Source organism: Nitrincola salilacus, from assembly GCF_046271865.1.
GTDB lineage: Bacteria > Pseudomonadota > Gammaproteobacteria > Pseudomonadales > Balneatricaceae > Nitrincola > Nitrincola salilacus.
Window position 1 is genome coordinate 1,818,237 of sequence record NZ_CP176580.1, and the last position, 24,537, is coordinate 1,842,773.

General features: G+C 51.9%; 29 protein-coding genes and 2 pseudogenes. 20 read left to right on the plus strand and 11 right to left on the minus strand.

Annotated elements, in window-relative coordinates:
* Nucleotides 1-459: 459 nt before the first annotated feature.
* Nucleotides 460-1,503, minus strand: a complete 1,044-nt coding sequence (locus ACK3CJ_RS08560) for an IS110 family transposase (protein WP_409526010.1) — start codon at nt 1,501-1,503, stop codon at nt 460-462.
* Between the two features lie 188 nt (nt 1,504-1,691).
* On the opposite strand from ACK3CJ_RS08560, the gene ACK3CJ_RS08565 reads away from it, so the two are divergent.
* From ACK3CJ_RS08565 to rho, 8 genes are all read left to right on the plus strand, one after another.
* The gene (locus ACK3CJ_RS08565; protein WP_409526011.1) at nt 1,692-1,973 is read left to right on the plus strand and encodes a BrnT family toxin; all 282 of its coding nucleotides are present in this window, start codon (nt 1,692-1,694) and stop codon (nt 1,971-1,973) included.
* A 5-nt stretch (nt 1,974-1,978) separates the two neighbouring features.
* The gene (locus ACK3CJ_RS08570) at nt 1,979-2,203 is read left to right on the plus strand and encodes a BrnA antitoxin family protein (protein WP_409526012.1); all 225 of its coding nucleotides are present in this window, start codon (nt 1,979-1,981) and stop codon (nt 2,201-2,203) included.
* 72 nt (nt 2,204-2,275) lie between these two features.
* Entirely contained in the window at nt 2,276-2,554 is a 279-nt protein-coding gene (locus tag ACK3CJ_RS08575; RefSeq protein ID WP_409526013.1) for a hypothetical protein, read from the plus strand.
* A gap of 175 nt (nt 2,555-2,729) precedes the next feature.
* Entirely contained in the window at nt 2,730-3,011 is a 282-nt protein-coding gene (locus ACK3CJ_RS08580) for a type II toxin-antitoxin system Phd/YefM family antitoxin (protein WP_409526014.1), read from the plus strand.
* A complete protein-coding gene (locus ACK3CJ_RS08585; RefSeq protein WP_409526015.1) occupies nt 3,008-3,319 on the plus strand; it encodes a type II toxin-antitoxin system RelE/ParE family toxin in 312 nt (103 codons plus the stop codon). The genes ACK3CJ_RS08580 and ACK3CJ_RS08585 overlap by 4 nt, the downstream gene beginning before the upstream one ends.
* Nucleotides 3,320-3,457: 138 nt before the next feature.
* Nucleotides 3,458-3,727: a type II toxin-antitoxin system Phd/YefM family antitoxin gene (locus ACK3CJ_RS08590; RefSeq protein ID WP_409526016.1), complete on the plus strand. Its 270-nt coding sequence runs from the start codon at nt 3,458-3,460 to the stop codon at nt 3,725-3,727.
* Nucleotides 3,728-4,027 carry a type II toxin-antitoxin system RelE/ParE family toxin gene (locus ACK3CJ_RS08595; RefSeq protein ID WP_086904840.1) on the plus strand — a complete coding sequence of 100 codons (300 nt, stop codon included), beginning with the start codon at nt 3,728-3,730 and terminating at the stop codon, nt 4,025-4,027.
* Between the two features lie 43 nt (nt 4,028-4,070).
* Nucleotides 4,071-5,042 carry a transcription termination factor Rho gene (gene rho, locus ACK3CJ_RS08600; RefSeq protein ID WP_409526568.1) on the plus strand — a complete coding sequence of 324 codons (972 nt, stop codon included), beginning with the start codon at nt 4,071-4,073 and terminating at the stop codon, nt 5,040-5,042.
* Nucleotides 5,043-5,137: 95 nt separating this feature from the next.
* Here rho and ACK3CJ_RS08605 read toward each other — a convergent pair.
* The 4 genes and pseudogenes from ACK3CJ_RS08605 to tnpA (ACK3CJ_RS08620) form a co-directional block, all read right to left on the minus strand.
* A pseudogene (locus ACK3CJ_RS08605) lies at nt 5,138-5,377 on the minus strand (type 1 glutamine amidotransferase domain-containing protein); the annotation flags it as partial.
* A 29-nt stretch (nt 5,378-5,406) separates the two neighbouring features.
* Nucleotides 5,407-7,017: an IS66 family transposase gene (tnpC, locus tag ACK3CJ_RS08610; protein WP_409525724.1), complete on the minus strand. Its 1,611-nt coding sequence runs from the start codon at nt 7,015-7,017 to the stop codon at nt 5,407-5,409.
* Between the two features lie 44 nt (nt 7,018-7,061).
* The gene (gene tnpB, locus ACK3CJ_RS08615) at nt 7,062-7,430 is read right to left on the minus strand and encodes an IS66 family insertion sequence element accessory protein TnpB (protein WP_409525725.1); all 369 of its coding nucleotides are present in this window, start codon (nt 7,428-7,430) and stop codon (nt 7,062-7,064) included.
* Complete coding sequence (gene tnpA / locus ACK3CJ_RS08620; protein WP_409525726.1) at nt 7,430-7,738, minus strand: IS66 family insertion sequence element accessory protein TnpA; 309 nt, start codon at nt 7,736-7,738, stop codon at nt 7,430-7,432. Before tnpA (ACK3CJ_RS08620) ends, tnpB (ACK3CJ_RS08615) begins: the two co-directional genes overlap by 1 nt.
* Before the next feature lie 433 nt (nt 7,739-8,171).
* On the opposite strand from tnpA (ACK3CJ_RS08620), the gene tnpC (ACK3CJ_RS08625) reads away from it, so the two are divergent.
* Both tnpC (ACK3CJ_RS08625) and ACK3CJ_RS08630 read left to right on the plus strand, forming a co-directional pair.
* Entirely contained in the window at nt 8,172-9,608 is a 1,437-nt protein-coding gene (tnpC, locus tag ACK3CJ_RS08625) for an IS66 family transposase (RefSeq protein ID WP_409524409.1), read from the plus strand.
* A gap of 343 nt (nt 9,609-9,951) precedes the next feature.
* Nucleotides 9,952-11,202 carry an IS256 family transposase gene (locus ACK3CJ_RS08630; protein ID WP_409522858.1) on the plus strand — a complete coding sequence of 417 codons (1,251 nt, stop codon included), beginning with the start codon at nt 9,952-9,954 and terminating at the stop codon, nt 11,200-11,202.
* Nucleotides 11,203-11,239: 37 nt separating this feature from the next.
* Here ACK3CJ_RS08630 and ACK3CJ_RS08635 read toward each other — a convergent pair.
* Nucleotides 11,240-11,419: pseudogene (locus ACK3CJ_RS08635) on the minus strand (type 1 glutamine amidotransferase domain-containing protein); the annotation flags it as partial.
* A 157-nt stretch (nt 11,420-11,576) separates the two neighbouring features.
* Between ACK3CJ_RS08635 and ACK3CJ_RS08640 the strand changes: the two are divergent.
* From ACK3CJ_RS08640 to ACK3CJ_RS08655, 4 genes are all read left to right on the plus strand, one after another.
* Nucleotides 11,577-11,921 carry a LysR family transcriptional regulator gene (locus ACK3CJ_RS08640; RefSeq protein WP_409526017.1) on the plus strand — a complete coding sequence of 115 codons (345 nt, stop codon included), beginning with the start codon at nt 11,577-11,579 and terminating at the stop codon, nt 11,919-11,921.
* 64 nt (nt 11,922-11,985) lie between these two features.
* A protein-coding gene (locus tag ACK3CJ_RS08645; RefSeq protein WP_409526018.1) for an IS3 family transposase occupies nt 11,986-13,553 on the plus strand; the annotation gives its coding sequence in 2 pieces (ribosomal slippage) (nt 11,986-12,471 and nt 12,474-13,553; 1,566 coding nt in all).
* Between the two features lie 23 nt (nt 13,554-13,576).
* Nucleotides 13,577-14,155, plus strand: coding sequence for a substrate binding domain-containing protein (locus ACK3CJ_RS08650; protein ID WP_409526019.1), 579 nt, complete (start codon nt 13,577-13,579; stop codon nt 14,153-14,155).
* Between the two features lie 123 nt (nt 14,156-14,278).
* Nucleotides 14,279-14,494 carry a transposase gene (locus ACK3CJ_RS08655; RefSeq protein WP_409526569.1) on the plus strand — a complete coding sequence of 72 codons (216 nt, stop codon included), beginning with the start codon at nt 14,279-14,281 and terminating at the stop codon, nt 14,492-14,494.
* A 547-nt stretch (nt 14,495-15,041) separates the two neighbouring features.
* Here ACK3CJ_RS08655 and ACK3CJ_RS08660 read toward each other — a convergent pair.
* Nucleotides 15,042-16,019: an NAD-dependent epimerase/dehydratase family protein gene (locus ACK3CJ_RS08660; protein WP_409526020.1), complete on the minus strand. Its 978-nt coding sequence runs from the start codon at nt 16,017-16,019 to the stop codon at nt 15,042-15,044.
* A gap of 111 nt (nt 16,020-16,130) precedes the next feature.
* On the opposite strand from ACK3CJ_RS08660, the gene ACK3CJ_RS08665 reads away from it, so the two are divergent.
* Complete coding sequence (locus ACK3CJ_RS08665) at nt 16,131-16,676, plus strand: TetR/AcrR family transcriptional regulator (RefSeq protein WP_409526021.1); 546 nt, start codon at nt 16,131-16,133, stop codon at nt 16,674-16,676.
* Between the two features lie 811 nt (nt 16,677-17,487).
* On the plus strand, nt 17,488-17,685 hold the full coding sequence (locus tag ACK3CJ_RS08670; protein WP_409526022.1) for a hypothetical protein: 198 nt from the start codon (nt 17,488-17,490) through the stop codon (nt 17,683-17,685).
* Here the strand turns inward: ACK3CJ_RS08670 and ACK3CJ_RS08675 are convergent.
* Nucleotides 17,670-19,228, minus strand: a protein-coding gene (locus ACK3CJ_RS08675; RefSeq protein WP_409522522.1) for an IS3 family transposase whose coding sequence is annotated in 2 segments (ribosomal slippage) — nt 17,670-18,742 and nt 18,742-19,228 — 1,560 coding nt in all. Because the reading frame shifts where the segments join, the coding sequence is not laid out codon by codon here. The two genes, ACK3CJ_RS08670 and ACK3CJ_RS08675, sit on opposite strands and share 16 nt — an antisense overlap.
* A 106-nt stretch (nt 19,229-19,334) precedes the next feature.
* Here ACK3CJ_RS08675 and ACK3CJ_RS08680 point away from each other — a divergent pair.
* The 3 genes from ACK3CJ_RS08680 to ACK3CJ_RS08690 all read left to right on the plus strand — a co-directional run bounded on the left by ACK3CJ_RS08680 (nt 19,335) and on the right by ACK3CJ_RS08690 (nt 20,759).
* Nucleotides 19,335-19,637, plus strand: a complete 303-nt coding sequence (locus ACK3CJ_RS08680) for a GNAT family N-acetyltransferase (protein WP_409526023.1) — start codon at nt 19,335-19,337, stop codon at nt 19,635-19,637.
* A gap of 187 nt (nt 19,638-19,824) precedes the next feature.
* Nucleotides 19,825-20,310 carry a GNAT family N-acetyltransferase gene (locus ACK3CJ_RS08685; RefSeq protein ID WP_409526024.1) on the plus strand — a complete coding sequence of 162 codons (486 nt, stop codon included), beginning with the start codon at nt 19,825-19,827 and terminating at the stop codon, nt 20,308-20,310.
* A gap of 104 nt (nt 20,311-20,414) precedes the next feature.
* Nucleotides 20,415-20,759, plus strand: a complete 345-nt coding sequence (locus tag ACK3CJ_RS08690) for a cupin domain-containing protein (protein ID WP_409526025.1) — start codon at nt 20,415-20,417, stop codon at nt 20,757-20,759.
* A gap of 902 nt (nt 20,760-21,661) precedes the next feature.
* Here ACK3CJ_RS08690 and tnpC (ACK3CJ_RS08695) read toward each other — a convergent pair.
* Genes tnpC (ACK3CJ_RS08695) through tnpA (ACK3CJ_RS08705) form a run of 3 tightly spaced genes read right to left on the minus strand, consistent with a single transcriptional unit; the run spans nt 21,662 to nt 23,924 of the window.
* Complete coding sequence (tnpC, locus tag ACK3CJ_RS08695) at nt 21,662-23,257, minus strand: IS66 family transposase (RefSeq protein ID WP_409523038.1); 1,596 nt, start codon at nt 23,255-23,257, stop codon at nt 21,662-21,664.
* A gap of 26 nt (nt 23,258-23,283) precedes the next feature.
* Entirely contained in the window at nt 23,284-23,631 is a 348-nt protein-coding gene (tnpB, locus tag ACK3CJ_RS08700; RefSeq protein ID WP_409523037.1) for an IS66 family insertion sequence element accessory protein TnpB, read from the minus strand.
* Nucleotides 23,631-23,924, minus strand: coding sequence for an IS66 family insertion sequence element accessory protein TnpA (gene tnpA / locus ACK3CJ_RS08705; RefSeq protein WP_409526026.1), 294 nt, complete (start codon nt 23,922-23,924; stop codon nt 23,631-23,633). Before tnpA (ACK3CJ_RS08705) ends, tnpB (ACK3CJ_RS08700) begins: the two co-directional genes overlap by 1 nt.
* A 70-nt stretch (nt 23,925-23,994) precedes the next feature.
* Between tnpA (ACK3CJ_RS08705) and ACK3CJ_RS08710 the strand changes: the two genes are divergently transcribed.
* Nucleotides 23,995-24,306, plus strand: a complete 312-nt coding sequence (locus tag ACK3CJ_RS08710) for a GNAT family N-acetyltransferase (RefSeq protein WP_409526027.1) — start codon at nt 23,995-23,997, stop codon at nt 24,304-24,306.
* The last annotated feature ends 231 nt before the right edge of the window (nt 24,307-24,537 follow it).

The following is a 24,537-nucleotide window of genomic DNA, read 5'->3' on the forward strand; positions in this document are numbered from 1 at the left end:
TTGTCCTGTCAATAGGCATTAGTTTTTTTATTGGCCGCGTCAGCGGCCAATATCAAGTCCCTGAGCCAGTGATCCTACTTCGTCTGTCATCGTTGGCTGTGAATGGCTTACAGCAAACACCTATTGAGGCTCACTTAGCGTGGTTGTTAACCACTGCCAGGCCGGGTTGCTTCCTGCAGGTTGGTCTGGGGCACTAGACATTCATCGGTTAACCGGCATCTGTCCTATTCAAAAAGCGGGTTACTTGTCAGTCCCAGTTAGTTTCAGGTTCAGCGCCGGTGTAAGCGCACTCGCTCAGGGTATTGATGCACGCCAGCAGGATGGATAATCAAAGCGACGGGCTTCGTGATAGGTGTAGAAGTCGGGTCTTCAGGCCTTGCGTGACCAGTCAGCAGACACCCGATTTCGGCACACTCCTTGATGATCCAGTTAGACGTTGATGCTCATCCTGCTGCGTGACTAACTCGTTAGAAAGCGTTTTTCATCAAACACCTTTTTGTTTTTTAACATGAAATACACAGCACGACCCATTTTGTGCGCCAGTGCTGACAAAGCTTTAGCTTTACTCATGCGCTTCTGGAAGCGCTGTAATAACTTCTGGGCACCCGGGTTGCCTCGCAAGTACAGGACGGCCGCTTCAGAGAAGGCCCACTTCAGATGCGCATTGCCGATTTTATTGCCCTGGGTGCCATAGGTTTTACCGGCGGACTCGGCTTTGCACTTGATCAAGCGGGCATAGGAGGCAAATTTCTGTACGGATTCGAAGCGCTGGATATCACCGACTTCATACAGGATGGTCAGCGCCAGAATACGCCCGATACCGGGAATAGTTTTCAGGAGTGAGAAGTCAACAGGCCGGTGCCGCTTGGCCTGCTGTTCGAGATGACATTCCAGCTTGCTCAGTTCACGGTGGTAGCACTCCAGAATATTCATGTCGAGATCAATATTGCGTTGAACATCCGGTTGATCGAAAGTAGATCTGAGCTGTTCACGGGCACCGTAATTTTTCAGGTTCACTCGGTTGGGGGGTAGGTTGTACTGGCTTGTGGTGTTGGCGACATGAGCTTTGAGGTCGGCACCGTGGCGGACAATGCGTGTGCGTCGACGGAGCAGATCACGGGTGGCGCGCATCTCTCTGGGATAGACATAAGCCAGCGGGAAGTTACCACCCCGCATCAGTGCAGCGATTTTATAGGAGTCGATCCTGTCATTCTTGGTTTTACCGCCGTGAATGGCTTTCATGTAGAGGGCATGACCGAGAATGAACGGGATAGCCTGCTCCTCACAGAAGTCAGACAGCCAGTACCAGCAATGCATGCACTCGACACCGATTACCAGATCATCCAGGTAGGGCAGAATCAGGTTATAGAGAGACTCTGGCCTGGCCGGGATCTCTTTATGCAGCAGAGTGTCGCCCGCTTGATCAATGATGCAAACATACAGTGATCGTGCATGCAGATCGATTCCACAATAATGCTGATGAGTGCTATTGTAAAAGTTCATTGAGTCTTCTCCTTTTTGGTGTGGTGCCTTCCAGCTTAGCCAATCTGGCTGGGCTGGGGAGAAGGCTCAATGAGTATCAAGTCGCTGCAGCCGACACCTCAACCGCTACGCGGTTTCGGTGCGTCTGAGCTTCATCGTTATGGCCCTCCAAACTTGACAGTCTGTCGGAATGTACATACATTGTATTTATGATTAAATTTGCGTGGGATGAGAATAAGGCTGACTCAAATCTCAAAAAACATGGGGTCTCATTTTATGAAGCGAAATCAGTTTTTTACGATGAGTTCGCCATTCAGTTCTTTGATGACGAAAGTTCACTCCCATCAGAGGATCGCTTCCTTATGTTGGGAATGAGTAATGAATCCAGGGTCTTGGTCGTGTGCCACTGTGAGCGCGATCAGGGGAGTACTATCCGAATCATTTCTGCGCGCAAAGCAACCAGCAAGGAACGCAAGTTCTATGAAGGGTGACTGCCATGAAAGATGAATATGATTTTTCAAAAATGAAATCGCGTAAAAATCCATACGCCTCAAAATTAAAAAAACCTGTCACTATCAGGCTTGGCGAGGATGTCATTGATTATTTCAAAGAAATGGCAGAGGAAACAGGCGTGCCTTATCAAAGCCTCATCAATCTGTATCTTAGAGATTGTGCAGCGCATCATAAAAAGATTGATATTGCCTGGCATGCCAAGCCATAACAATGCCATTAAATTCGCTCCCTGCGGTCGCCGGACGCTCGTTCCTCGCTTCGTTTATGGCGGGCGTTATAAGTGCTCAACGAGGTGCCAACTTTGATTCACAATTGCTCTTCCTGTTCGCTCGCGGAGATATGGTTTGAAGAAGACGGATCCGATGTTTATTTAAACCTGAATAGGGTGGCGACAGAAGAAGATCTTGAAAGCGACCATTATCTTGAGTACGAGGGGCAGACCATTGAGGCAGTTCAGATACAGGTGGCATTCTGCCCTTACTGCGGCCAAAAGCTTGCAAGCGGTAAGGAGGCTGTTGTGCCACAGTTCCAGCACTACTACTTTGGTGGCAGGAAGTGAGCACTTATAACCAGGCCAGTCACGGCGACGGCTACTACATTGTGGCTTCACCTCCATTCCATAGCCGCGTGTGCTGAACGGCGTTATGTGCACAGCGGGGCTCCCTGAGTATCTTGCCAAGCGGTCATCATGGTAGTACGCTGTGCTGTACAGTTAAACGTACGTGGAGAATATTATGACACAATTGCGAGCAGTAGAGGACATCCGTCCTTTATCAGATTTTCGGGCTAGTGTTGCTGCTTTTGTGAAGCAGGTTAATGAATCCCGCCGTCCAATGGTGTTGACTCAGCGCGGGCGGGGGGTTGCGGTGCTTGTCGGGGCTCATGAATACCAAAATATGCAGGAACGACTGGAATTACTGGAAGACCTCTATACAGCGGAAGCGCAAATAGAAGCCGGAGAAGGCATCTCTCACGATCAGGCAAAGGACATGATCCTGAGGAAGCTGCGTAAGTGAGAGTGGAATGGTCTCCTCTCGCATTGGAGCAAGTCAGTGATATTGCCGAGCATATAGCCCTTGATAATCTTGTGGCGGCAGAAGCATGGGTAGAAGGAATTTTCCAGTGCGTGGATCGATTGCGGCCACACCCACGGAGCGGACGGAAGATGCCTGAGCTTGGCATCGACCGCATTAGAGAAGTTATCTATGGTGCATACCGGGTGATTTACGGAATAGATGAGTGTAAAAATAAAGTTACTGTATTGACCGTTCGCCGTGGCAGTGAATTGATCAAACCCGATGAACTGAAATCAGAAGGCACATAACCAAGTCATAAACTACGCGCCTTTGGCGCCGGACGTCTCCTTCGTAGTCGCCTGTTATGAACGGCGTTGTTATGCTTCTTGACCGCACCTGTTAACTGGTGCTATTAATAGCACTAAATTGTTGGCTAGGTAACCACTATGCAAGTGAAATTTTCCGAGGATGTTATTCCTCTATCAGACCTGAAGATCAATCCCGGAAAGGTGATTGGTCGAGCACAGGACACGCATCGCCCAATCCTGCTAACCAGCCGTGGCCGCGGCGTAGCGGTTGTGCAGGGGCTCGAGGATTATGAGAAAACTGCAGAGGAATTGCGGTTTGTAAAGGCGGTAGCGCAGGGGCTTATGGATGTTCGCGAGGGCAACACCGTATCGTTGGAGGACGCCAAGAAAACGTTGGGCATCAAGTAAATGGAATTACGCATCGCACAGTCCGCTCTTGAGGACTTACAGGCTATTCAGGAGTATTACAAAGAGCAGGATGTGCCACATATCGGTGATGATTTCGTGGCTGCTATCCTGGAGCATAGTGAAATGCTTCAGCTCCACCCTGATGCTGGCCGTATTGTCCCTGAATTCAACCTGGATCATATTCGCGAATTGATTCACGCGCCATTTCGAGTCGTCTATCTCAGGCAAGCTAAAGAGGTTGTGCTCATACGAGTCTGGCGAAGTGAGAGGCAGCTTGAATTACCAGCAAACGAAACATAACCAGGCCATGCACCGGATGCCAAACAAGAGCTATCAAACAGCTATGACGAGAAAGACATTAGGCTTAACCCGGAAACCAAATAAAGACGCCAAACCAGTGGATAAGGAAGCCGAAGCTATAGTTGAAGGTGAGGCTGATCCACAAAAACGTTTTTTAAACAGTGTGGCTATCAATCCAACGCCGGGGATTCGCTTGGAGTTAGGTTCAGAAAAACTCACGGTTCGCGCGATGGATTTGATCACGCCGATTGGAATGGGGCAGCGGGGTTTGATAGTTGCACCGCCGGGGTCTGGAAAGTCGACGATTTTAAAAGATATTTGCCAGGCGGTGGGAAAAGCGTATCCCGACATTAAACTTTACGCGTTATTGATAGATGAGCGACCCGAAGAGGTGACTGATTTCAAGCGTAGCGTCCCGGCTGAGGTACACGCTTCTTCTTCGGATGAAAGCTATGCTCATCACGCTCGCGTTGCCGATGAGCTTCTTGATATCGCTCGCCAACAAGCTGGAGAGGGTCACAACGTCATGATTGTGATTGATTCTCTCACGAGGCTTGCGCGTGTGCACAATGCGGAACGAAAGAGCAGCGGTCGTACTATGTCTGGCGGGGTTGATGCTCGAGCGATGGAGATCCCGCGGAGGTTGTTTGGCTCTGCACGAAACCTTGAGAATGGCGGCTCGCTTACCATTTTGGCAACCGTTTTGGTTGATACCGGCAGCCGTATGGATCAGGTTATATTTGAGGAATTTAAGGGCACGGGGAACATGGAGCTGGTTTTATCAAGAGACGTTGCGAATCAGCGAATCTTCCCCGCGCTGGACATTTCGAAAAGCAGTACACGCCGTGAAGAGCTGCTGTTGGATCCGAAAGATTTGGACAAAATAAGAGCATTGCGCCGGGCGCTTAGCGGTCTCAAACCGCTGGAGGGCACAAAAAAGCTGGTTGAGCTGCTTGAGAAGTACCCCACAAATGCCGAGCTTCTGGAAAACATCCCCGGGACGCGCATCGATTGAATCCGCGCTACGGGGGTAGACCCTGGTCCAATGTGCTTGCCCGGCTATCGTGTTTTATAAGATAGGCGGACAAGCATGTAATACGTCTTAACTATTTATTTTGCCAACTGAGCCAACAACTTCTCTGCAACCAGTTCAGAACTTGCAGGGTTCTGGCCTGTAATCATTAAACCGTCTTGAACCGCAAACGCTGCCCAATCCGTCGTTTTTTTGTAATCTGCGCCACGTTTTTTCATTTCATCTTCTAACAAGAAAGGCACAACATCAGTCAATTGTACCGCTGCTTCTTCGCTGTTAGTGAAGCCAGTGACGGTTTTGCCTTTGATGAAGTACTGTAAGCGCCTCTAAATCGACACTCTTGCCTTCAGTCGAGCTGCGCCACCTTTTTTGAAGTACGCTCCAGCTCAGTATTCCAGGGCAACAACTGTTCCAGCTTCTCCAGTGTGTCAGCTTGTGCGATGCGCTCCAACACATACTGGATATACGCTGACGGCTCCAGATCGTTGGCCTTGGCCGTTTCGATCAGGGAGTAGCAGGTCGCACTGGCACGAGCGCCCTGCGGTGTGTCTGCGAACAGCCAGGCCTTGCGACCCAGTGCGAACGGGCGGATCGCATTCTCGGCCAGCACGTTACTGATGTGCAGATCACCCCGTTCACAGTAGCCGATCAGATAGGGCCACTGGTTTAGCGTGTACTCCATCGCCTTGCGGGTCAGCGAGCCTTTCATCACTTTATTGACGTTATTCTCCAGCCAGGTTTTGAACACGGCGAGTGTCGGCAAGCTCAGTTCCTGACGGATGCGATAACGCTCGGTTACACTCAGATCCTTGATCTGACGTTCAATCGCATAGAGCTTGCTGATATGACTTAATGCCATATCAGCCTTGGAGACAACGGCCTTTTTGCTTTTACCCTTTGCCTGTGCCGCTTTGGAGGCTTCAACGAACTTGCGACGCGCATGATCCCAGCAGCCGATGCGGGTAAGACCATTAGCCGTACACACCTGCCCATAGCCGGAGTAACCATCCGCCTGCAGGATACCGGTGAAGTCATCCAGCAAGCGCACCGCCACACTGCCAGCTCGTGATGGATCGTAGTCGAACAGCACTGAGGGGTGGTCGGGTGGACCACCCCGTGTCACCCACATCCACTTGTCGGACTGAGCCGTTTTACCATCCTCCTTCAAGACCTGGATACGGGTTTCATCAGCCTGCAGGTAGTCACTGCTGTTCTGTACCTCCCGCATCAGGTTGATCAGTGGTTTGAACACCTCATCCAGGCGGATGATCCACTGCGCCATGTTGGTACGGCTGACCTCATGACCCAGGCGCCTGAGCATCTGTTCCAGCCGGTACAGCGGCAGACCATCGGCATACTTGGAAGTGATGATGTAAGACAGCAGTGACGTGGTGGCGATGCACTTACCCAGTGGATGAACCGGACGCTGAGCGGCGATGATGCGCTCGTCACCTTCCTGCTCGAACACGGCTTTCTCCTGCCAGTACTCCAGCACCTTCAGTTGTGCCGGAATGAACTGCAGTTCTTCCTTCACCTTGGTGAAGAACACCTTGCTGGCACCGGCTTTCTCTTCATCAGAGAGAGTCAGTTCAATGCGCTCACGCAGCAGCGTATCGGAGAAGCCACGCTGACGGCACTTGCGTGCAGGCTTGGGGGCATCGGCTTCTACCACGTCCTCGGGTAGCTGATCGCGCAGAAGGTCGATTTCGGCTTCCAGTTCAGGTTCGTCGAAGAGATGGATCTGGTGAGCGGACTTCTCACTGCTGGCGGCGAACTTCTGAATGTTCTTCAGACGCAGGAGCTCTTCGAGGATCTGGATATACTGGTCGCGCTGTTGGACAACAGCATCTTTAGCCGCTAACTGCTGCTGAAGTCCTGCCACAACCGATAGCAGTTCAGCGGCAGACAGGCCGCTGAGATCAGGTGTGGTGGCAGGCTTTTCAGATGGTAATTTCATGTGCAAATTGTAGCAAAAACAGCTGGTTGGAGCACGTAAAAAAGCTATCCAACCGCGTCATATTGCAGGGTTTTATGTCCCTTCAGCAAGGTGATGTCGTAGCCATCCAGCAGCCAGTTGATCTGCTCACCGGTCAGTGGCATCAGTTCCTCCGAGGCGCGTGGCCACTTGAACTTCTCCTCAGCCAGCGCCTTGTAATAGAGCACGAAGCCGTTGTCCTCCCACATCAGGCATTTGATCTTGTTACGCTGGCGATTGGTGAAGGCGTAGAGCGCGCCGGTAAAGGGGCTGCGCCCCAGCTCCTGCTCAATCAACAATGCCAGACTGTTGGCCTGTTTGCGGAAGTCGATCGGCGCACGGTAGAGATAGATCTCCGGTATATCGTGTGCCGGACGCAGGTAGCGGCTACGCATCACAGCTGCCTCAGAATCGAGCCCAGCAGATTAATATTCCCGGCATGCAGGCCAGTAATCGACACACCACCGGGTAGTGATAGTGTCAACTCCGCCGGGGAGTGAGAGCTTTGGAGCGGTGTGACTTTGGCAAACCCTGCCACCACGTCGGGTTGTGCATGATCATCATGTGTCAGCTTTTGGCGCCAGTAGACAAACTGGTGATACGAGAGTGCGTGCTGTTTGCAGAATGCGGCACCGGACAGATTCGATGCCTGCCAGTCTGCCATCTGTTGCTGCCAATATTGCTGACGTTCGTGAGTGGTCATCACTTGATTCCTAGATACTATTGCGATGGAATCAGTGTGACGTGGCAGGATCATGGAATACAGGTGCTGGTTTATGGGCGCTTACGAAGTACTCACCATTGGCGTCCTTGATGTTTAAGAAAGCGCTCGGTGCGTGACACACAGAAGAAATTGGTTTGTTTGCCTTGATGTATCTATTCAGCCCAAAATAACTAAAAAAGTACTTGACAGTGTTTTTGGCTAAAAACGTCCAGATCTCATCGCCGCCCTGGCTTCCATCATATGTACTTACCAAGCGCACCATTTAGCCCCGCAGTCGTTACAGATCAGACGATATCACTCCCTGCGAGGATGAATGCTTAAAACCGCTTAGAACGCATCACAGAGCGAAAAATCCGATCTGAAAAAAGCGTGCGATAATAAGCCATCAAACAGCAGGATTCAGGTCTATCTCATGAAGATCAGTGATATTGATGTCGACGCGATCATAGCGAATGCAAGGCAGCAACTTAAAGATGATGCATCTATTTCTCCATCGTTACGATCAACGTTTGAGATACTCCTGTTAATCATTCCAATCCTGCTAGGACGCGTCAACACCAACAGTCGCAATAGCAGCAAACCCCCGTCTCAGGATCCTGATCGCGTTAAAAAAGAACGCGCTAAAAGTGATCGTAAACCCGGCGGCCAACAGGGGCGTATCGGGAAAACATTACAACCCGTGGATGATCCAGATGAGATCAACGTTGTTAAAATCGATCGTCGCACCTTGCCCAAGGGGAGCACTTACACGTTCGCTGGCTATGAGACTCGGCAGGTCTTTGATATCGATATCAGTCGTCTCGTCACAGAGTACCGTGCTGAAATCCTTGAAGATGAACAGGGTAATCGTGTCACCGCGCCCTTTCCAGAGGGTGTGAAATCGTCAGTTCAATATGGCCCTGTATTAAAGGCTCATGCGGTTTACTTATCCCTGTATCAGTTACTGCCGTATGACCGCGTACGTGAGTACTTTGAAGATCAGCTCAGTATTCCGTTAAGTGTCGGTTCGTTATTTAACTTCAATAAAGAAGCCTTCGATAAAGCCGCGCCGTTTGAGTCATGGGTCAAACAGCGTCTGACTCAGGCGCAGGTGATCCATGCCGATGAAACCGGTATCAATATTGGTGGAAAGCGTCATTGGCTGCATTGTGCATCCAATGAGTCACTCACGTGGTTAGCACCTCACTCAAAACGAGGCAGTGAAGCCATGGATCAGATCGGCATCTTACCGCGCTTTACCGGTACGCTGTGTCATGATCACTGGAAACCCTATTACCGCTATACCGATTGCCAGCATGCACTGTGTAATGCTCACCATTTGCGTGAACTTGAACGCGTCTGGGAGCAGGACAAACAAGCCTGGGCACAGCGCATGCAGACATTACTGTGCACCATGAATGATGCCGTCATCAATGCTGGCGGGTCAGTACCTGCCGATCAAGCGGAAGGTTGGCGTAAAGCTTATAGAGACTGTTTAAAGAAAGCGGATATTGAATGTCCGCCACCCGATGAAGTACAACGAGACGGCAAACGCGGTCGCCTTAAGCGCTCAACGGCACGAAATCTACTTGAGAGGCTGAGGAACTTCGAAGCCGATGTGCTTAGATTTTTAGAGGATCCCCATGTGCCCTTTACCAACAACCAAGGTGAACGGGATATCCGGATGCTCAAGGTGCAGCAGAAAATATCAGGGTGCTTCCGGTCGCTGGAAGGTGCTCATATCTTCTGTCGTGTCCGGAGTTATTTATCGACTGCACGCAAGCAAGGAGTCAGCGGCTCGCAGGCTATGGCATCACTTTTTAAAGGAGAGCTGTTACCTTTTATGAATGCTGCCGATGATAATAAATAAACCTGCTGGGTCTATAATGGCTGAATAGTTACGCCTTGATGAAGCTTTCGATCAAGGCAATCGATTCTTCGTTTTCAGTTAGATCCCAAAGTGGTCCATGGCCGCCTGGATAGAAGATGGCATCAAATCCGTCTTGTTTCATGTCGGCAAGTTTGAGCGTATTACTGATAGCATCTTGCGCGGTTTGATCTTCATAAAAACGACGAGTGGCGTCTGTTTGTGCATCTGGTGCGGCACTGTTGAGTTATAACTGAATCTGGTGTTCGGAAGAGTTGAAAAAAAGCGGCGTATCTGGTTGATTTGTAATCGCCAAAAAACGAATCAACAGAAGAGATACACCGCCATGAACAAGAATACCCTTGTTGAGTTTGCCCGTCGAGATCAGACAAGAGATCCGTTATCTGATCTGTTGCGCCAAGGAGCGCGGGATCTGATCCATCAAGCGATTGAGGCAGAGCTAGCTGTCTTCATGGAGGCGTACCAGGATCGCCGATTGGATGATGGTAGAGCCTCCATCGTCCGTAATGGCTACTTGCCTGAGCGCGAGATCCAAACCGGCATTGGCCCGGTTACAGTGAAAGTGCCCAAGGTTCGCAGCAAGGATGGTGAAGCGGTGACCTTTCGGTCTGCACTGGTGCCGCCGTATGTTCGCAAGACCCGGAGTCTGGAGGCTGCCCTGCCTTGGTTGTACCTGAAAGGAATATCGACTGGTGAGATGGAGGAGGCGCTGTCAGCTCTGGTAGGGCCTGAAGCAAAGGGGCTATCTGCCAACACGGTGTCACGACTGAAGCGCCAGTGGGCCGATGAGTATGAGGCGTGGCGCAAGCGATCGCTGGATAAGGACCGCTGGGTCTACATCTGGGCTGATGGCATCTACAGTGGTCTGCGATCAGAGGAGAGTAAGCTATGCGCGCTGGTAGTGATGGGCGTCAATGAGCGTGGCGAGAAGCACTTCCTGGCCATTGAGGATGGTGCACGCGAGTCGACACTAAGCTGGAAAGCCGTGCTGGAAAGTCTCAAGGGACGCGGGATGAATGCACCCGAGTTGGCCGTAGGCGATGGCGCGATGGGGTTCTGGGCAGCGCTGGAGGACGTGTACCCATCGACACGTCAGCAGCGCTGCTGGGTGCACAAAACGGCCAATGTCTTGAATCGACTGCCGAAGTCAAGTCAGCCTAAAGCCAAGCAGGCGCTGCATGATATCTGGCAGGCTGAGACACGAGCCGATGCTGAAAAGGCGTTCGATACCTTCATCAGAACGTATCAGGCAAAGTACCCTAAGGTGGCTGAGTGTCTGCTAAAGGATCATGAAGAGCTGTTGAGCTTCTTCGACTTCCCGGCCCCGCACTGGCAAAGCATAAGGACGACGAACCCGATTGAGTCAACGTTCGGTACGATACGCCACCGGACCAAGCGCTCAAAAGGTTGCCTGTCGAGAGCGGGCATGCTGCATATGATGTTCAAGCTGGGCATGTGTGCTGAAGGAAAATGGAGAAAACTACGGGGCTTTGACTATCTTGCCAAAGTCATTACCGGAGTAAAGTTCAGGGATGGAGAAGAGGTGCCAACATCCGACCAGAGGAGCGCCGCTTGATCAGGCTGCTGAACACCAGATTTGACAATAACTCGGCACTGTTCGGATCAATTGGTGCTTGTCCACCTTTTGGTGTTGCCACTGTCACTTCGGCACCTGCATCAATAAATGCGTAGTAAGGTGCGGCGAATTCTTCTACCCAAAAGCCTGTTTTGTGGCCTGTATCGCCTAAATCAGAATGTGATGTTAGAACGACCAGAATTTTTTTCGTGCTCATAAGAGACTCCTAAGTGTTTGAATAAGGGCTTGGTTAACTTGAGATTAGTCTATCTAATTTATCGAATAGACATAATGGGGGTGTTTTTGACTTCATTGGTTTGATAATTGATACAATAAAACCCGGTTACTACTCATCATCAAAAAGAGTCGTCACGATGGAAGTCTCGTTTGAGCAGTTAAAAAGTATGGTGGTATTTGCCCAAGTGGTGGACCAAGGGAGCTTAACCGCCGCCGCTAAATTCATGGGGATTTCCCGTGGTGTGGTGAGTTATCACCTGAAAAAACTAGAAGAGCAACTTGGTGTAAAGCTGTTGAATCGTACTACGCGGTCTTTGTCACTGACCGAAACGGGAGAGGCTTACTATCAGCGATGTCGAGCCATCGCGTTTCAAGCGCACGAAGCGAATCGACAGATAGAAAAAGCCAAACAAGAACCTGAAGGAAAATTGAGAATCTCTTGTCCAGTAAACTTGGGATTACAGGTAATCCCGCTCTGTTAGCCTAGTTGTCCAGTTGGCGATGTCGCCAAATCTTAACACCAGAGCGGGTGGAATGTGAGCTTGTATGCCCCGTTATTCCGATGAACGTAAAGCGGCTGTACTGAAAAAGCTACTGCCACCGGTCAGTCGCTCTGTCACATCTGTTTCCTCCGAGGAAGGCATTTCAGATGTGACCCTGTATAGTTGGTTAAAACAGTGCCGACAAAAAGGAGTGCCTGTGCCAGGCGACCGTAATATAGCTGATGATTGGCCCCCAGAGTCCAAGCTGGCCGTCGTGATCGAAACGGCGAGTCTTTCTGAAGCTGAACTGAGCCACTATTGCCGCGAAAAGGGCTTATATGTAGAGCAGGTTCAACGCTGGAAAGCCGCCTGCCTTCAGGGCGCATCACAGCAAAAAGGCCAGGATCAGGTACTTCAGAAACAGCAGCGCCAGGATAAAAAAACCATTAAGCGATTACAGGCTGAAGTGCGCCGTAAAGATCGTGTACTCGCTGAGACCACGTCACTGCTGGTACTCTCAAAAAAGCTCGAAGCCTTGTATGGGACAGATCCGGACAACGAGGACAGCTAACCCCGCTGCACGATCGTACAAGGTTATTGGCATGCTTTGATGAAGCCGTTACCACAGGGGCTTCTCGCTATCAGGCTGCTGCAGTGGTCGGGATCAGTCAACGGACATTGAAACGTTGGCGCTCAGCAGATGGCTCTATCAATAAAGATCAACGCCCAGAGGTTAAACCCATCGTCCAGCCACACCAGCTCACAGAGGATGAGGAGCATCAGATCATGACGACCTGCAATCTGCCGGAATACCAGAGCCTGCCGCCGTCTCAGGTCGTTCCCTTACTGGCAGACAAGGGTCTTTATCTGGCCTCGGAATCTACCTTTTATCGTGTGCTGAAAAAGCATGAACAGCTCAATCATCGTGGTCGCGCACAGGCCGCCAAAAAGGTCGCGCTGCCCACCAGTTATACCGCCTCACGTCCTAACGAAGTATGGAGTTGGGACATTAGCTACTGCGCCTCAACCGTGAAGGGGCAGCACTGGTATCTGTATTTAATCCTGGACATTTACAGCCGCAAAATCGTGGCATGGGAAGTCCATGAAGCCGAGTCTGGTGAGCTGGCAAAACACCTGATAGAGCGGGCACTGATCCGTGAGGTATGTTGGCATACCCCACCGGTGTTGCACTCGGATAATGGCGCCCCGATGACATCTTATACACTGCGGACACGACTGGCTGAGTTGGGGATGCTGATGTCACATAGCCGCCCGCGCGTCAGCAATGATAATCCTTACTCTGAGTCGCTCTTCAGAACGGTTAAATACTGCCCGCAATGGCCCGCAAACGGCTTTGCATCCCTTCAGGCTGTTCGTGACTGGATGCTAGCCTTTGAGCACGCCTACAATGGCCGCCATCTGCACAGTGGCATCAACTTCGTGACGCCTAACAGCCGACATCAAGGCGACGACTCAGCACAGCTGCTCAAACGCAAAGCCGTGTATGAAGAAGCGAAACGGAAAAACCCTGCCCGTTGGTCAGGTGAGACCAGAAACTGCTCACCCAAGGGGGCTGTGTCACTGAATCCGGCAAAGCTAGAGGAGATGGTGATCAACAAATTAGCTGCCTAAGCGCAGCTTTATGGACAACTGGGTTGAAAACTACCGTAATTGTGCCGGCACTAAATGAATTTCGGCGACTTTATCCGTTAATTGAACTGAATGTTTCGTTGAGCGATGAAGTGGTTAATATCATTAAGGATGGAATCGACCTCGCAATACGTGGGGCACCCTTGCCAGATTCTGGTCTGCAAGCCAGTAAGTTAAAGACCTTTGAGACGTGCTTGTGTGGCTCGCCAGAGTATTTTCGTCGTCGTGGTCGACCGACTCAACCCGAGGAGCTTTATGATCACGATTGGGTCCTCTACACTCCTGCTGCGAACACTGTGCATCTTTTTCAAGGCTCTAAGTCTTTTAGTTTGTCTGTGCATGGTGCTGTGAGTACCAACAATGCGGCAGCAAGAACCATCTTTCTGGAAGGTGGAAATGGAATAGGGCGAATTCCTATGTACGACGCATTACCAAGGATTCGTAAAGGCACTCTTGAACGAATTTTACCCGACTATCAATGCACAGGGATCGAAGTGTATGCTGTCTTTCCACCAGGAACGGCAGAGTCAAAAAAATTGCGTCTGCTGCTGGACTTTATGAAAGCATCCTTCGCACAGGTTTAAATAAGAGTTTATCAATAAGCAATACACGTGCTTAACGCTACTGCTTTAATGATTCTTGATATGCAGTAAGGGATGTCTTGGCCACAAGCTGGTAAACGACCTGCCGAGATTGCGCATTGAAGAATCAGTGCCTGCGACGAGAGAACCAGCCCGATGGGACGACATATCTACAGCCAGCTATTGGGTACCGTGGAACCTTTGTTTGGCAATCTGGAATGCAACAAGGGGCTGAATCGGTTTACCTTAAGAGGCAGAACCAAAGTCAATGCCCAGTGGTTGATGTATTGTCTGGTGCATAACATTGAGAAGATCGCGACACAGGGTCAGCAGCATCACTGAGTGGCAGCTGACGCTGATGAAGCTACGTCAAGCGCATCACGTACTGAATACGGGCTGTTTGAATGGATGGTTAAGATCATCGGTTCGAACGGGGAATAATCACCAGAATGAAGGGCGGGCTGTTGATGCTGGGGATTTTGATTTCAAAATCTCTAATCCGACAGGCTCGTTATGTGTCCATTGGGGTATGAATGCTGAAATTCCTGTCCTGGATTGAGCTACTGCTATCAGCATTTTTAATGCTGCTGGCATTGTGGGCGGGGCTGGGAATCTGCGAAGGTCGCCCATATGGCTTTGATTGTGAGGCTTGGTTCATTCTCGGAGTAAACCTTTTCTTTCCGGTTGGAGCGCTTGGTCTAGTTTGCTCGGTTTGGTCATTAAAGCGTGGGTCTTGGAGCCCGCAATATGGGTTTGTTGCAGGGTGCTTGGCGGTGATGGCGTATTGGTGGTTGCATGCTTAGCCGGCCAACACATATCAAGGCACATCAATACGCGGCCGATGGGCGCCGTTGTGCGCTGACGTACCTCACCCCAACAACGATTTGCTTCAGCGTCCCTGCATGGCTTTGAGCCCTTGTTCCCAGGACACTATGGGTTGGTAGCCCAGTTCGCGCTGCGCCTTGCCGATGTCCAGCGTGAATGGTTTGCCGATCAAACGAAGCATTTGGCGGGTAATGGGTGGCTCGCCCCGGCGCGAGAAGGTGCGCCACATCCACTCCATCATGCTGGCCATAACCCATGCTACCGGCAGTGGTGCCGAAGCGCGTGGCGGCTCGATACCGCGCGTCTGAAGCAAGCCGGATAGAACCTGCTTCAGCGTGCTGTCGTTGCCGTCGCTGACGAAGTAAGCTTCGCCACCGCGGCCCTTCTCGATAGCTAGTTCGACCGCATGGCAGACGTTGTCTACGTGAGCTGTAGACATGGCCTGCGATCCATCGCCCACCCAGCGAAACTGGCCTGCTTTCACGGTTTCGATCATGTGATCAAGCGTCGGCATACCAGCACCCCAGATCATAGGTGGGCGGATGACGACGGTTTCAAACACGCCTGGGCGATTGGCGCCCAGCACCAGCGCTTCGCTGCGCGCCTTGGACGCGCTGTATGGTGCCCAGGCGCGTTCCTTTCTCGGCAGCGACTCGTTGGCTTGAAGCATGGGCACCAGGTCACCCATCACCACCGCCGCCGCGCCAACCTGCACGAAGCGCTTGACCGACGCCGCTTCCGCCGCACGTAGCAGGTTGGCCGTACCTAGCACGTTGGATCGCTCGAATTCATCGCGATCGCCCCACAACTTGAAGAGGGCGGCGACGTGAATTATTACGCCGCAGTCGCGGGCGGCGATCGTCAATGAGACCATGTCGTCGAGCGAGCCGCGCACGGCCTGCGCCCCACGCTCTCCTACAGTTCGCATGGCTTCGTCGCTGCGCGCCAGCGCTCGAACCTGCCACCCTTGGGCTATGAGGCGTTCGATGAGGCGACCGCCAACGAATCCGGAACCGCCGGTGATTAAGCAAATAGGAGCCATGATAAACCTTCCTGTAGTATAGTAGTGGTACAACGTTAGTATATCGATGATATATATAAAGTATAGCGAAGATATAGGCTTGTCAAGAAGCCCCACATTAAAAGGGTTGAAATGAACACAGAAACGAAGATTCTGGATGCGGCGGTCGCGCTGCTTGAGGCACAAGGCCCGGACGGCCTGACGACGCGTGCAGTCTGCGAAGCTGCAGGTGTCAGAGCGCCTACGCTTTACCACCACTTCGGCGACAAGGGCGGATTAGAGCGAGCATTGATTCAGCGTGGGATGGCGGAATTCATGGAGCGCAAGCGCACGCCGCCGCCTTCAGCCGATCCGTTGGTGCAGCTGCGCTTTGGGTGGGATGTCGCCCTGGAGTTCGCGCTCAAGCATCCGGTACTGTATGCACTCATCACGGAGCACGCTCGCGCCCAACCAGCGCTGATAGCTGACGCCTATGCACTGATGCACTCGCGGGTGCAACGACTGGTGGACATGGGGCGTTTCCGCGGCCCGGTTGACGCTGCAGCGCGCGCCATTTGGGCGGCATCTCAGGGGGCGCAGTCACTGGTACTACAGGGTGTGTCGCACAAGGACATAGAAGCGGTTAGTGATCTACTGTTCGAGGCTGTTGTCGGTAAGCTGTCGCAAGCTGCGTCTTAGCCACATCCTCAGCCTCCGACTAAAAGGCGTCTGCGCGAAAAGCCGCGCAGGCGCGGGAGCGGCTGTAGGCTAACACATATCGGGGCTCTCTTATCTCATGTTCAATGAGCGCCTGCTGATTTCAGCTTCCGTACTGACAGCAGGGGCACCAGACATTCATCGGTTAACCTGTGGCTGGTACTATTCAAGGCGTCGGGTTTCGTCGCCTTCCAGCTTGGCCAACCTGGCTAGGCTGGGGAGAAGACTCAATGAGTATCAATCGCATGTTGTCGGACTGGGTTTCCGCTGCGCTACAAACCAGCCGCAAATGCGGGCGTTGGGCTCAATAATGGGGAATGTAATCGCATATCATGGAGTTTCGTCAAAGTAGGTGGCTAGTCGCCGTTGTCGGTTTAGGCGCTGTATTCTCAGCAGCGGGTTTCGTGGCTCTCGTGAAGATGGAGGGTCTGAGCTGGCAGGTTTGGCTATTGGGCGGGCTCGCTGTAATGTTCTCCTTTGGGCTAGCAGACGCTATGTCATCTTTCGTTCGCCTCGAACCTGATGCACTTCGCATGCGGAATAATTTCCGGTGCCATACGTTAGGGCGTAACGAATTGGTGGAAGTGTCATGGGCGAAGGGGTGTCCTGTGTCGGTCAAAGTTGTTTCGGGCACGTGGGTGGCACTGCCGCCTCTCGGGGACAGCTCGGCAATGGCAAATAGCATTCGCGCCTGGCTGAGAATAGCCCAACAAGGCGCTCTAACCGACGCGGCCAACCGCGCGCTGGAGCTTTAGCGTTATGTTTTCGACGAGATGGCGAGACTGGAGTGTTGATGAGCTTAGATGGATTGATTTTGCGGGAAGCAAGAGTTGACGACTATCCTTCTCTCGCGGCATTGGAACAAAAAGTGATTGACGCTGAGCGTCCGTATAATGCGTCTCTGAAAGAAAAAGGCGCCTATTACTACGACATCGAAAACGGAGTTTTTCAAGGTAGTTGTCCGATTTTCTCGTTTTACGCTGCTGCCTGAACCGGTACGATTTCCCGATCTGGGTTCAGACTTACTGAGCCTATAGGCGTCCAGTTTCTTGTTGCTCTGCCAGACCATCGCTCTGGATACTCTGATTTCGCTTGTTCATACACCGACTTCCGTTTTGCCAGAAGTGCCTCGTCTTGCTGCTTGTGGCGCTGCACCGGTGTCACGAACCGTATACCGCTATGGCGGTGCTCATGGTTATAGAACGTCGTAAAACCCATCATCCATACTCTGGCGCTTTCTAAGGTAGCAAAGCCGCCTGATGGCCACTGTGGGCAGTACTTCACCGTTTTGAACAACGATTCCACATACGGGTTATCATTGCTCACTCTGGGCCTGCTGTACGAGGACGTTACACCCAGCTCCTGCAATTTTACCCTGAGCGTGCTGCCTTTCATCGGGCTACCGTTATCCGAGTGCAACACCAGTGGCTTAAACAAGCATTGCTCACGCAGTAACGCGCGCTGTACCAGCTCACTGGCCAACTGGCTGCATTCTTTTTCGTGCACTTCCCACGCGACCAGTTTTCGGCTGTAAATATCGATGATCGCGTATAAATACCAGTACAGCCCTCGAATACCAGACGGCATATAGCTGATGTCCCAACACCACACCTGGTTTGGTGCTGAAGCACTGTAACTGGTAGGCTTAGCTCGGCTCACCGGTGCTTTGCTTTTGCCTCGGTGGTGTTGCTGATTTGCCGCTTTAAGCACCCTGTACATCGTCGATTCCGAGGCCAAGTAGACACCATCATCTGCCAGCCGTGGCACAATTTGTGATGGCGGCAAGCTGGCGTATTCGTCGCGATTACACGTTGCTAATATCTGCTCGCGCTCGGCTTCATTAAGCTTGTTCTTCGGCTCTGGTCTTATTGCCGTGGGCCGCTTATCTTCGAGCACAGCGCCTTGCTCATCGCGCCAACGGCGAAGTGAGCGCAATGGTATCTCAAGCTCCTGAGCGGCCTTATCGCGCCTGGCTCCCGCTAACACGGCTTCATCAAACCAGCTTAGGTTTAAGTTGCGCTCGCTCACCGTCGTTAACTGTCCTCGTCCTCCTCGCCGTAGTACGCTCTGAGCTTTTTTCGCAGGACCAGCAACGCTGCCGCCTCCGCCAGAGCTTTCTCTTTACGGTTTAGCTCGCGCTCTAACTGCTTAATCCGCTTTTTATCTTCTCTGGCCTGCTTTTTCTCAGCAGCCTTGTGCTGAACCTCGCTCACATTGCCCATCACACAGGCGCTGCGCCACTCTTTAACCTGCTCAACCAACAAGCCTTTTTCTCGGCAATACTGGCTTAACTCGGTTTCTGATAACGGGGCAGTTTCAATCACCACCGCCAACTTTGCTTCTCCTGACCAATCATCAGGCTTTTGTCCACTGACCGGCACGGCATATCCTTGAGCTTTTAACTGATTGCGCCAATTGTACAGCGTCTGCTCAGAAATGCCTTCCTCTGTAGCCAACTGCGCCACGGAGCGATTTAACGGCGGTAATAACTTCTTTAATATTGCTTCTTTTCTTACTGGTGAATAAACAGCCATTTGAACCTGCTAACCACCCGCCGTCTGACACTAACTATTGTGAAAAGAAGACCGGACAACTACTCTGACACGGCGGGAAAAGCTGATTTCTGATCGTGATAGCAGGTTGGTCGTTGGAGAAGTTTCTGGCGACATTGTCGCTACTGGGTACGTTCAGGTTCGCCACTCGAAGCCTGCCTTGGATCATGACAACCATGGGTATTTGGGTTTCATGTATGTGGCAGAGGAGTACAGAGGGCTCGGGTTAAACAAGGTGATCTTGAATGATCTGGTCAGTTGGGGCCAACAACGAGGGGTCACCGACTTCTATCTTGATGTGTATGCGGAGAATAATTCCGCTGTTCGAGCGTATGAGAAGTTTGGCTTTCGAGGTTCGCTGCTGGAAATGAAGTTGCAGCTGGAGAGTTGATTCAAATGGGGCGACGGCAATAACTCGGCCGACGCCTGCTTGGATGTTGAGCAGAGGTTGGACTCAAGTCGAATGGCGAATCACCAGATCCCAATTGTCTCCTGTTACTTGGCCATCGTTTCGCTGCTCTTGTGGGAAGAGGCGGCCAATACCTATTGAGGCTTATTTTATTTATGTGGAGGTTTCGGTGATTGTCAGGAAAATGGAAGAGAAGGATCTTGACGCTGTAAGCGCCACTTGCATCGCTTCGTTTTTGCACTCTGTTGCAGGTACTTTATCTGAGGAGGGAAGCTCAACCTTTTCGAAGATTGCTGCAAGTAATGCCTTCTTTGACCGAACGAAGGGCGATAATCTGATGCTTGTCGCAGAGTGCGATGGAAAACTTGAAGGTGTAGTCGAACTCAAAGAAGGTCGTCACATTGCAATGCTTTTTGTCGCCCCTGAGCACCAGAAGAAAGGTGTTGGGAAGAAACTGCTTTTATCTGCCCTGGATTATGCGAAGGTTGATACTGTTACTGTAAGAGCATCCTTGTCCTCAGTTCCTGCATATAAGAAGTATGGTTTCGAATGTAGCGGTGCAACAGGAGAATCAGCAGGTCTGATCTATCAGCCTATGGAAATTGAACTTAACAAGCCAATGCGGCCGACCACTACCGCGTTGAAGAGATCATAGCTCTGCCAGCGCTTACAGACGAGTTCGGGTCGGTGGTAGGCAAGCCCATGTATGGTGATGGACTTAAGGTAGAGGCCTCTTTTACCCGATTGTTTGGAGCTTACATGTCCGACTTCATTACCGTTTTGCGCGAAACCTGCCCCACCCCGGTTGTTGATGCTACCAAGTGGAAGCGTATCGGAGGCGACCCGCACACTGTGAACCTCAATGCGTACCTCTCCAAGGATGGCAGCAAGATCATGGGCACGTGGATCTGCACCCCGGGCAAGTTTGAGGTGGACTATGATAAGTGGGAGTATTGCCATTTCCTTGATGGCTACTGCATCATCACTCCGGAAGGCGAGCAACCGGTGCACCTGAAGGCTGGGGATGTGTTCGTGATTGAACCCGGCATGAAGGGGACGTGGGAAGTGGTAGAAACGGTGCGCAAGTACTTCGTCTTTGCCTGAGCCACCGACCGGTGGGATGCTGGTGATGGTTCGCCGTCACCGTTCCCACGGAATTAGCGATGCCTCAGATGAATCTCCAGGCAATACCCTCGTAATCTTATTTCCCTGCTTCATCTCTATTTCCCGACTATCAACTGCACCGAGCTTACGAATCAACTTCTGCAGGCTTACAGTATGGCTATCTTCAATGTAGGCTACTTCAAAGAGGTCTTTATGCGTGTCTAGCTGTGATTGCCCTACCCACAAAGTGATACTATAGTAGCACTATTGTTTCGGATCAGGGTGAGCCCCTGAAAGTTGAGCTTGTTACAAATCTTAAGCGCCAAGCCACACCTCTATGTGTCATGCGAGAGGAGCGGCAGCTTCGTGCGTACATGCTTGGTAGCAGCTAACCGGCGCGGCGCGTCACACGGATGCCTTTGCCTCCGCGTCGCTGCGGCAAAGTCACCGGTGCGCTTCGCGTTAGAGGGCTTTTGAAATGGAGACAATGATGAATATTTTAGAGTATAAGCCCGAGAATAAAAGGTCCGTTATCGATCTGATACTGAATATTCAGAATAATGAATTCGACATTCCAATAACTGAGGAACAGCAAACTGATCTTCAAGATATTCCGAGTTATTACCAACATGGAAGCGGAAATTTCTGGGTATCGCTTCATCAGAATACCGTTGTGGGGTAACCGTTCATTCTAAGGCGTCATTGACATTGTGACGACTGTAACCGGCAATGCCTCATATCAACGGACGATTGAGCATTTAGGATTTTTTCCTATATACACCCAGATAGTCAGGCGATAAGGTTATATCAGACAGAGGGGCCAGGGACGGCCGAACTCTCAAGACGAGAGCCTCTGTCCCTTTTCAGGACGAGACGAGCGCTGCAGGGATGCAGCGGAACCGTCAATCCGTGATGCGCTCTACCGCTCGGTACAGGTCCGACCGCAGTGGCTGCTCCGCGAACCGCTGCTTCCACACACGTGGTGTCAACTCCAGTACACGGCTGGCCGGATGCTCATTCACCCGCAGCAGTACGTCAGTCAAATAGGTATAGGGGTCGATTCCGTGCAGTTTACAGGTGCTGATCAGGCTCTGGATAATACCCACATGTTCGGCACCCAGTTCCGTCCAACAGAACAACCAGGCTTTACGCCCCATTGGGATCGGACGCAGGGTTCGCTCCAGATGATTGGTATCCAGCGGCACCTCCGGATCCTCCAGGAATACCCGTAGCTCTGTCTTCCGTTTCAGCACGTAATGAACCGCTTGCAGCAACGGATTCTTCGGCGTCAGATCGTTGCGTTGTAACTGGCGCTCACACCACTCGAAGAAGGTGTCCACCACGGGTTTGCTGCACGCCAGTCGATACAGATGTTTCTTCTCACTGCTCAGGCCTTGTGACCGGATCTGCTCCTCGATTCGGTACAGTTCAGCGATATGATCCAGCGCCTGGCGTACCGCCGCTGGCTCGTCCTGCTCCGCCTCAAGGAACTGACGACGGCTGTGTACCCAGCACTGAGCATGGGTGATCCCAGCATTCTGTTCAGCATAGCAGGCATAAGCCGCATAGCCGTCGCTGATCAGTGTGCCGGTGAACTGTTTCTTCAGGACGGCCTCGATATGCTGTCGTCCCCGACTGGCGGAGAAGGTGAACACCACTTCGTCCTGATCACCATACAATGGCCAGAACCAGCTCTGCTTCAATTTGCCTTTCGCGGCCTTGCCCGCTTTGATCGGGGTTTCATCCATCGCCAACACCTGGCTGCGCAGCACATTGATCAGTTGGGCATCCACGATTGGCCGCAGAAGTTCGATGGCGCGTTTGACCAACGTGGTCAGGGTCGCCCGGCTCAGCGTGATACCAGCCTGAGTGATACGTTGGTGCTGACGGTGCAACGGCAGGTGATACAGGAACTTGTCGACCAGCAGACCTGACAGCAGACTGACATCTGCCAGGCTACGATCCAGCACATTGCTCGGAGCCGGGCTGGGCAGTGGCTGATCAGCGCCCTTGCGTTTGACCACCGGGCGGTTGTACTGCAGCACCACATAGCTCGCCGGACGCTGGGCCAGTCGGAAGGTGCTTTTGGTGCCGATGATCTCGAACTGCTCCGCGTCAGCACTCTCCAGTTCTGGTGCGGGTAGTTCGATCACTTCAACCGGCACCTCGCTATTAAAGCGCAGGCCAGTGTCGTTGACGCAGTCGTCGGGACGTTGTTTGAGTGCTGTGCCACGCTGGTAGGTGATCGTGACCTGTTCGCCTTCTGGCTCCGTCAGCGGAGGCACTTCGCCCAGCAGGCTGGGCTGATGAGGATTGTCGACCGGACGCTTCTCCGATGTCTCGCCGAACAGCTGCTTCTCGAACCAGGCAACCCGACGTTTCAAAGCCGCGTTTTCATCACGCAGTACACCGTTCTCGGCGTTCAGGCGTGCCAGCTCTGCGACCGTCAGGTCGTCATCGGAGCAAGTTGTTTGAAGGGGTGTCGACATCATTTTCATGGCGGTGGATTATACCAGAACCGGTCTTACATCGGGTGTTGATAGCGTTTGTATTGACGGGTTTTTTGCACTTCAACGCCATCCAGAATCAGTTGCAGGTCGGTCCAGCTCAAGGCACGTTGTCCGCTCGATGAGGGGCTCACGCGGAACTGCCCCTGTTCCAGCCGCTTGCTCCATAGGCAATAGCCGGACGGTTCAAAATAGAGCACCTTCATATGGGTCTTACGCCGATTAACGAAGACGAAATACTGACCACTGAGCGGGTTGAGATCAAGCTGGTTCTTCACCAGTGCGCTCAGCCCCTGAAACGATTTGCGCATATCGGTCGGTTGGGTGCAGAGCCAGATCCGAGCCAGATTGCCGGGCGCGAACATCAGGGGCGACTCAGGCGTAGTTCGATGCCCTCGCCCAGGCTGAGTACGATCGACCAGCCACTCCCTGGGCTACTGGCTGACAAGGTACCGAGGTCAATGAAGGTCGCGTCTTCTGGTCTCTTGTATTGAGGGGCTGGAAGCCGCTCAGCTGCCAGCCGTTTGCGCCAGTTGCAGAAGCTGGCATAGCCTACGGCCATCTCTTCACAAAAGCGGGAGGCAGACAGGCCACTATCATGCCACTGATCGATAATGACTTGCCACTGTTGTGGGGTACGGCGGGTGTACTGCTTCATGTGATGGTCTCCTGAAAGATGAAGAGACCAGCTTAGCGCGCGACATATGGGATGGGCAGAACGCCTTAGAATGAACGGTTACGTTGTGGGTACAATCTCCCTTCTAGATATCGGTAATGGCGAAGCTGCACTAAGGAAAATGTTTGTGCACCCAGAATTCAGAGGAAGGGAATACGGGGTATCATCCTCGTTGCTACATCATGCACTTAATTTTGCACGTTCTAACGAAGTAGAGAATATCTACTTGGGAACCACAGCCCAATTCATAGCAGCGCATAGATTTTATGAAAAAAATGGTTTTATTGAGATTCCGCGATCCAGGCTACCCCAGGCGTTTCCCATTATGGCCGTAGATTCAAAGTTTTATATGTATTCCTTCTAATATGGAGTTTATACCGGCTGGCGAGATCTTCGGACAAGCACATCAGGTGCGTACGGTATCAATAAAGCAAAGCCCACAGTTACCCGATGGGGAATACAGCTTTATTGACACGTGTTGTGCTGATCCTGAGTGTGATTGTCGTAAAACCATGATCCAAGTAGTGCACAACGAAAAACTCGTCTCGGTCATTAATTATGGATGGGAGTCAGCTACATTCTACGAGAGTTGGAT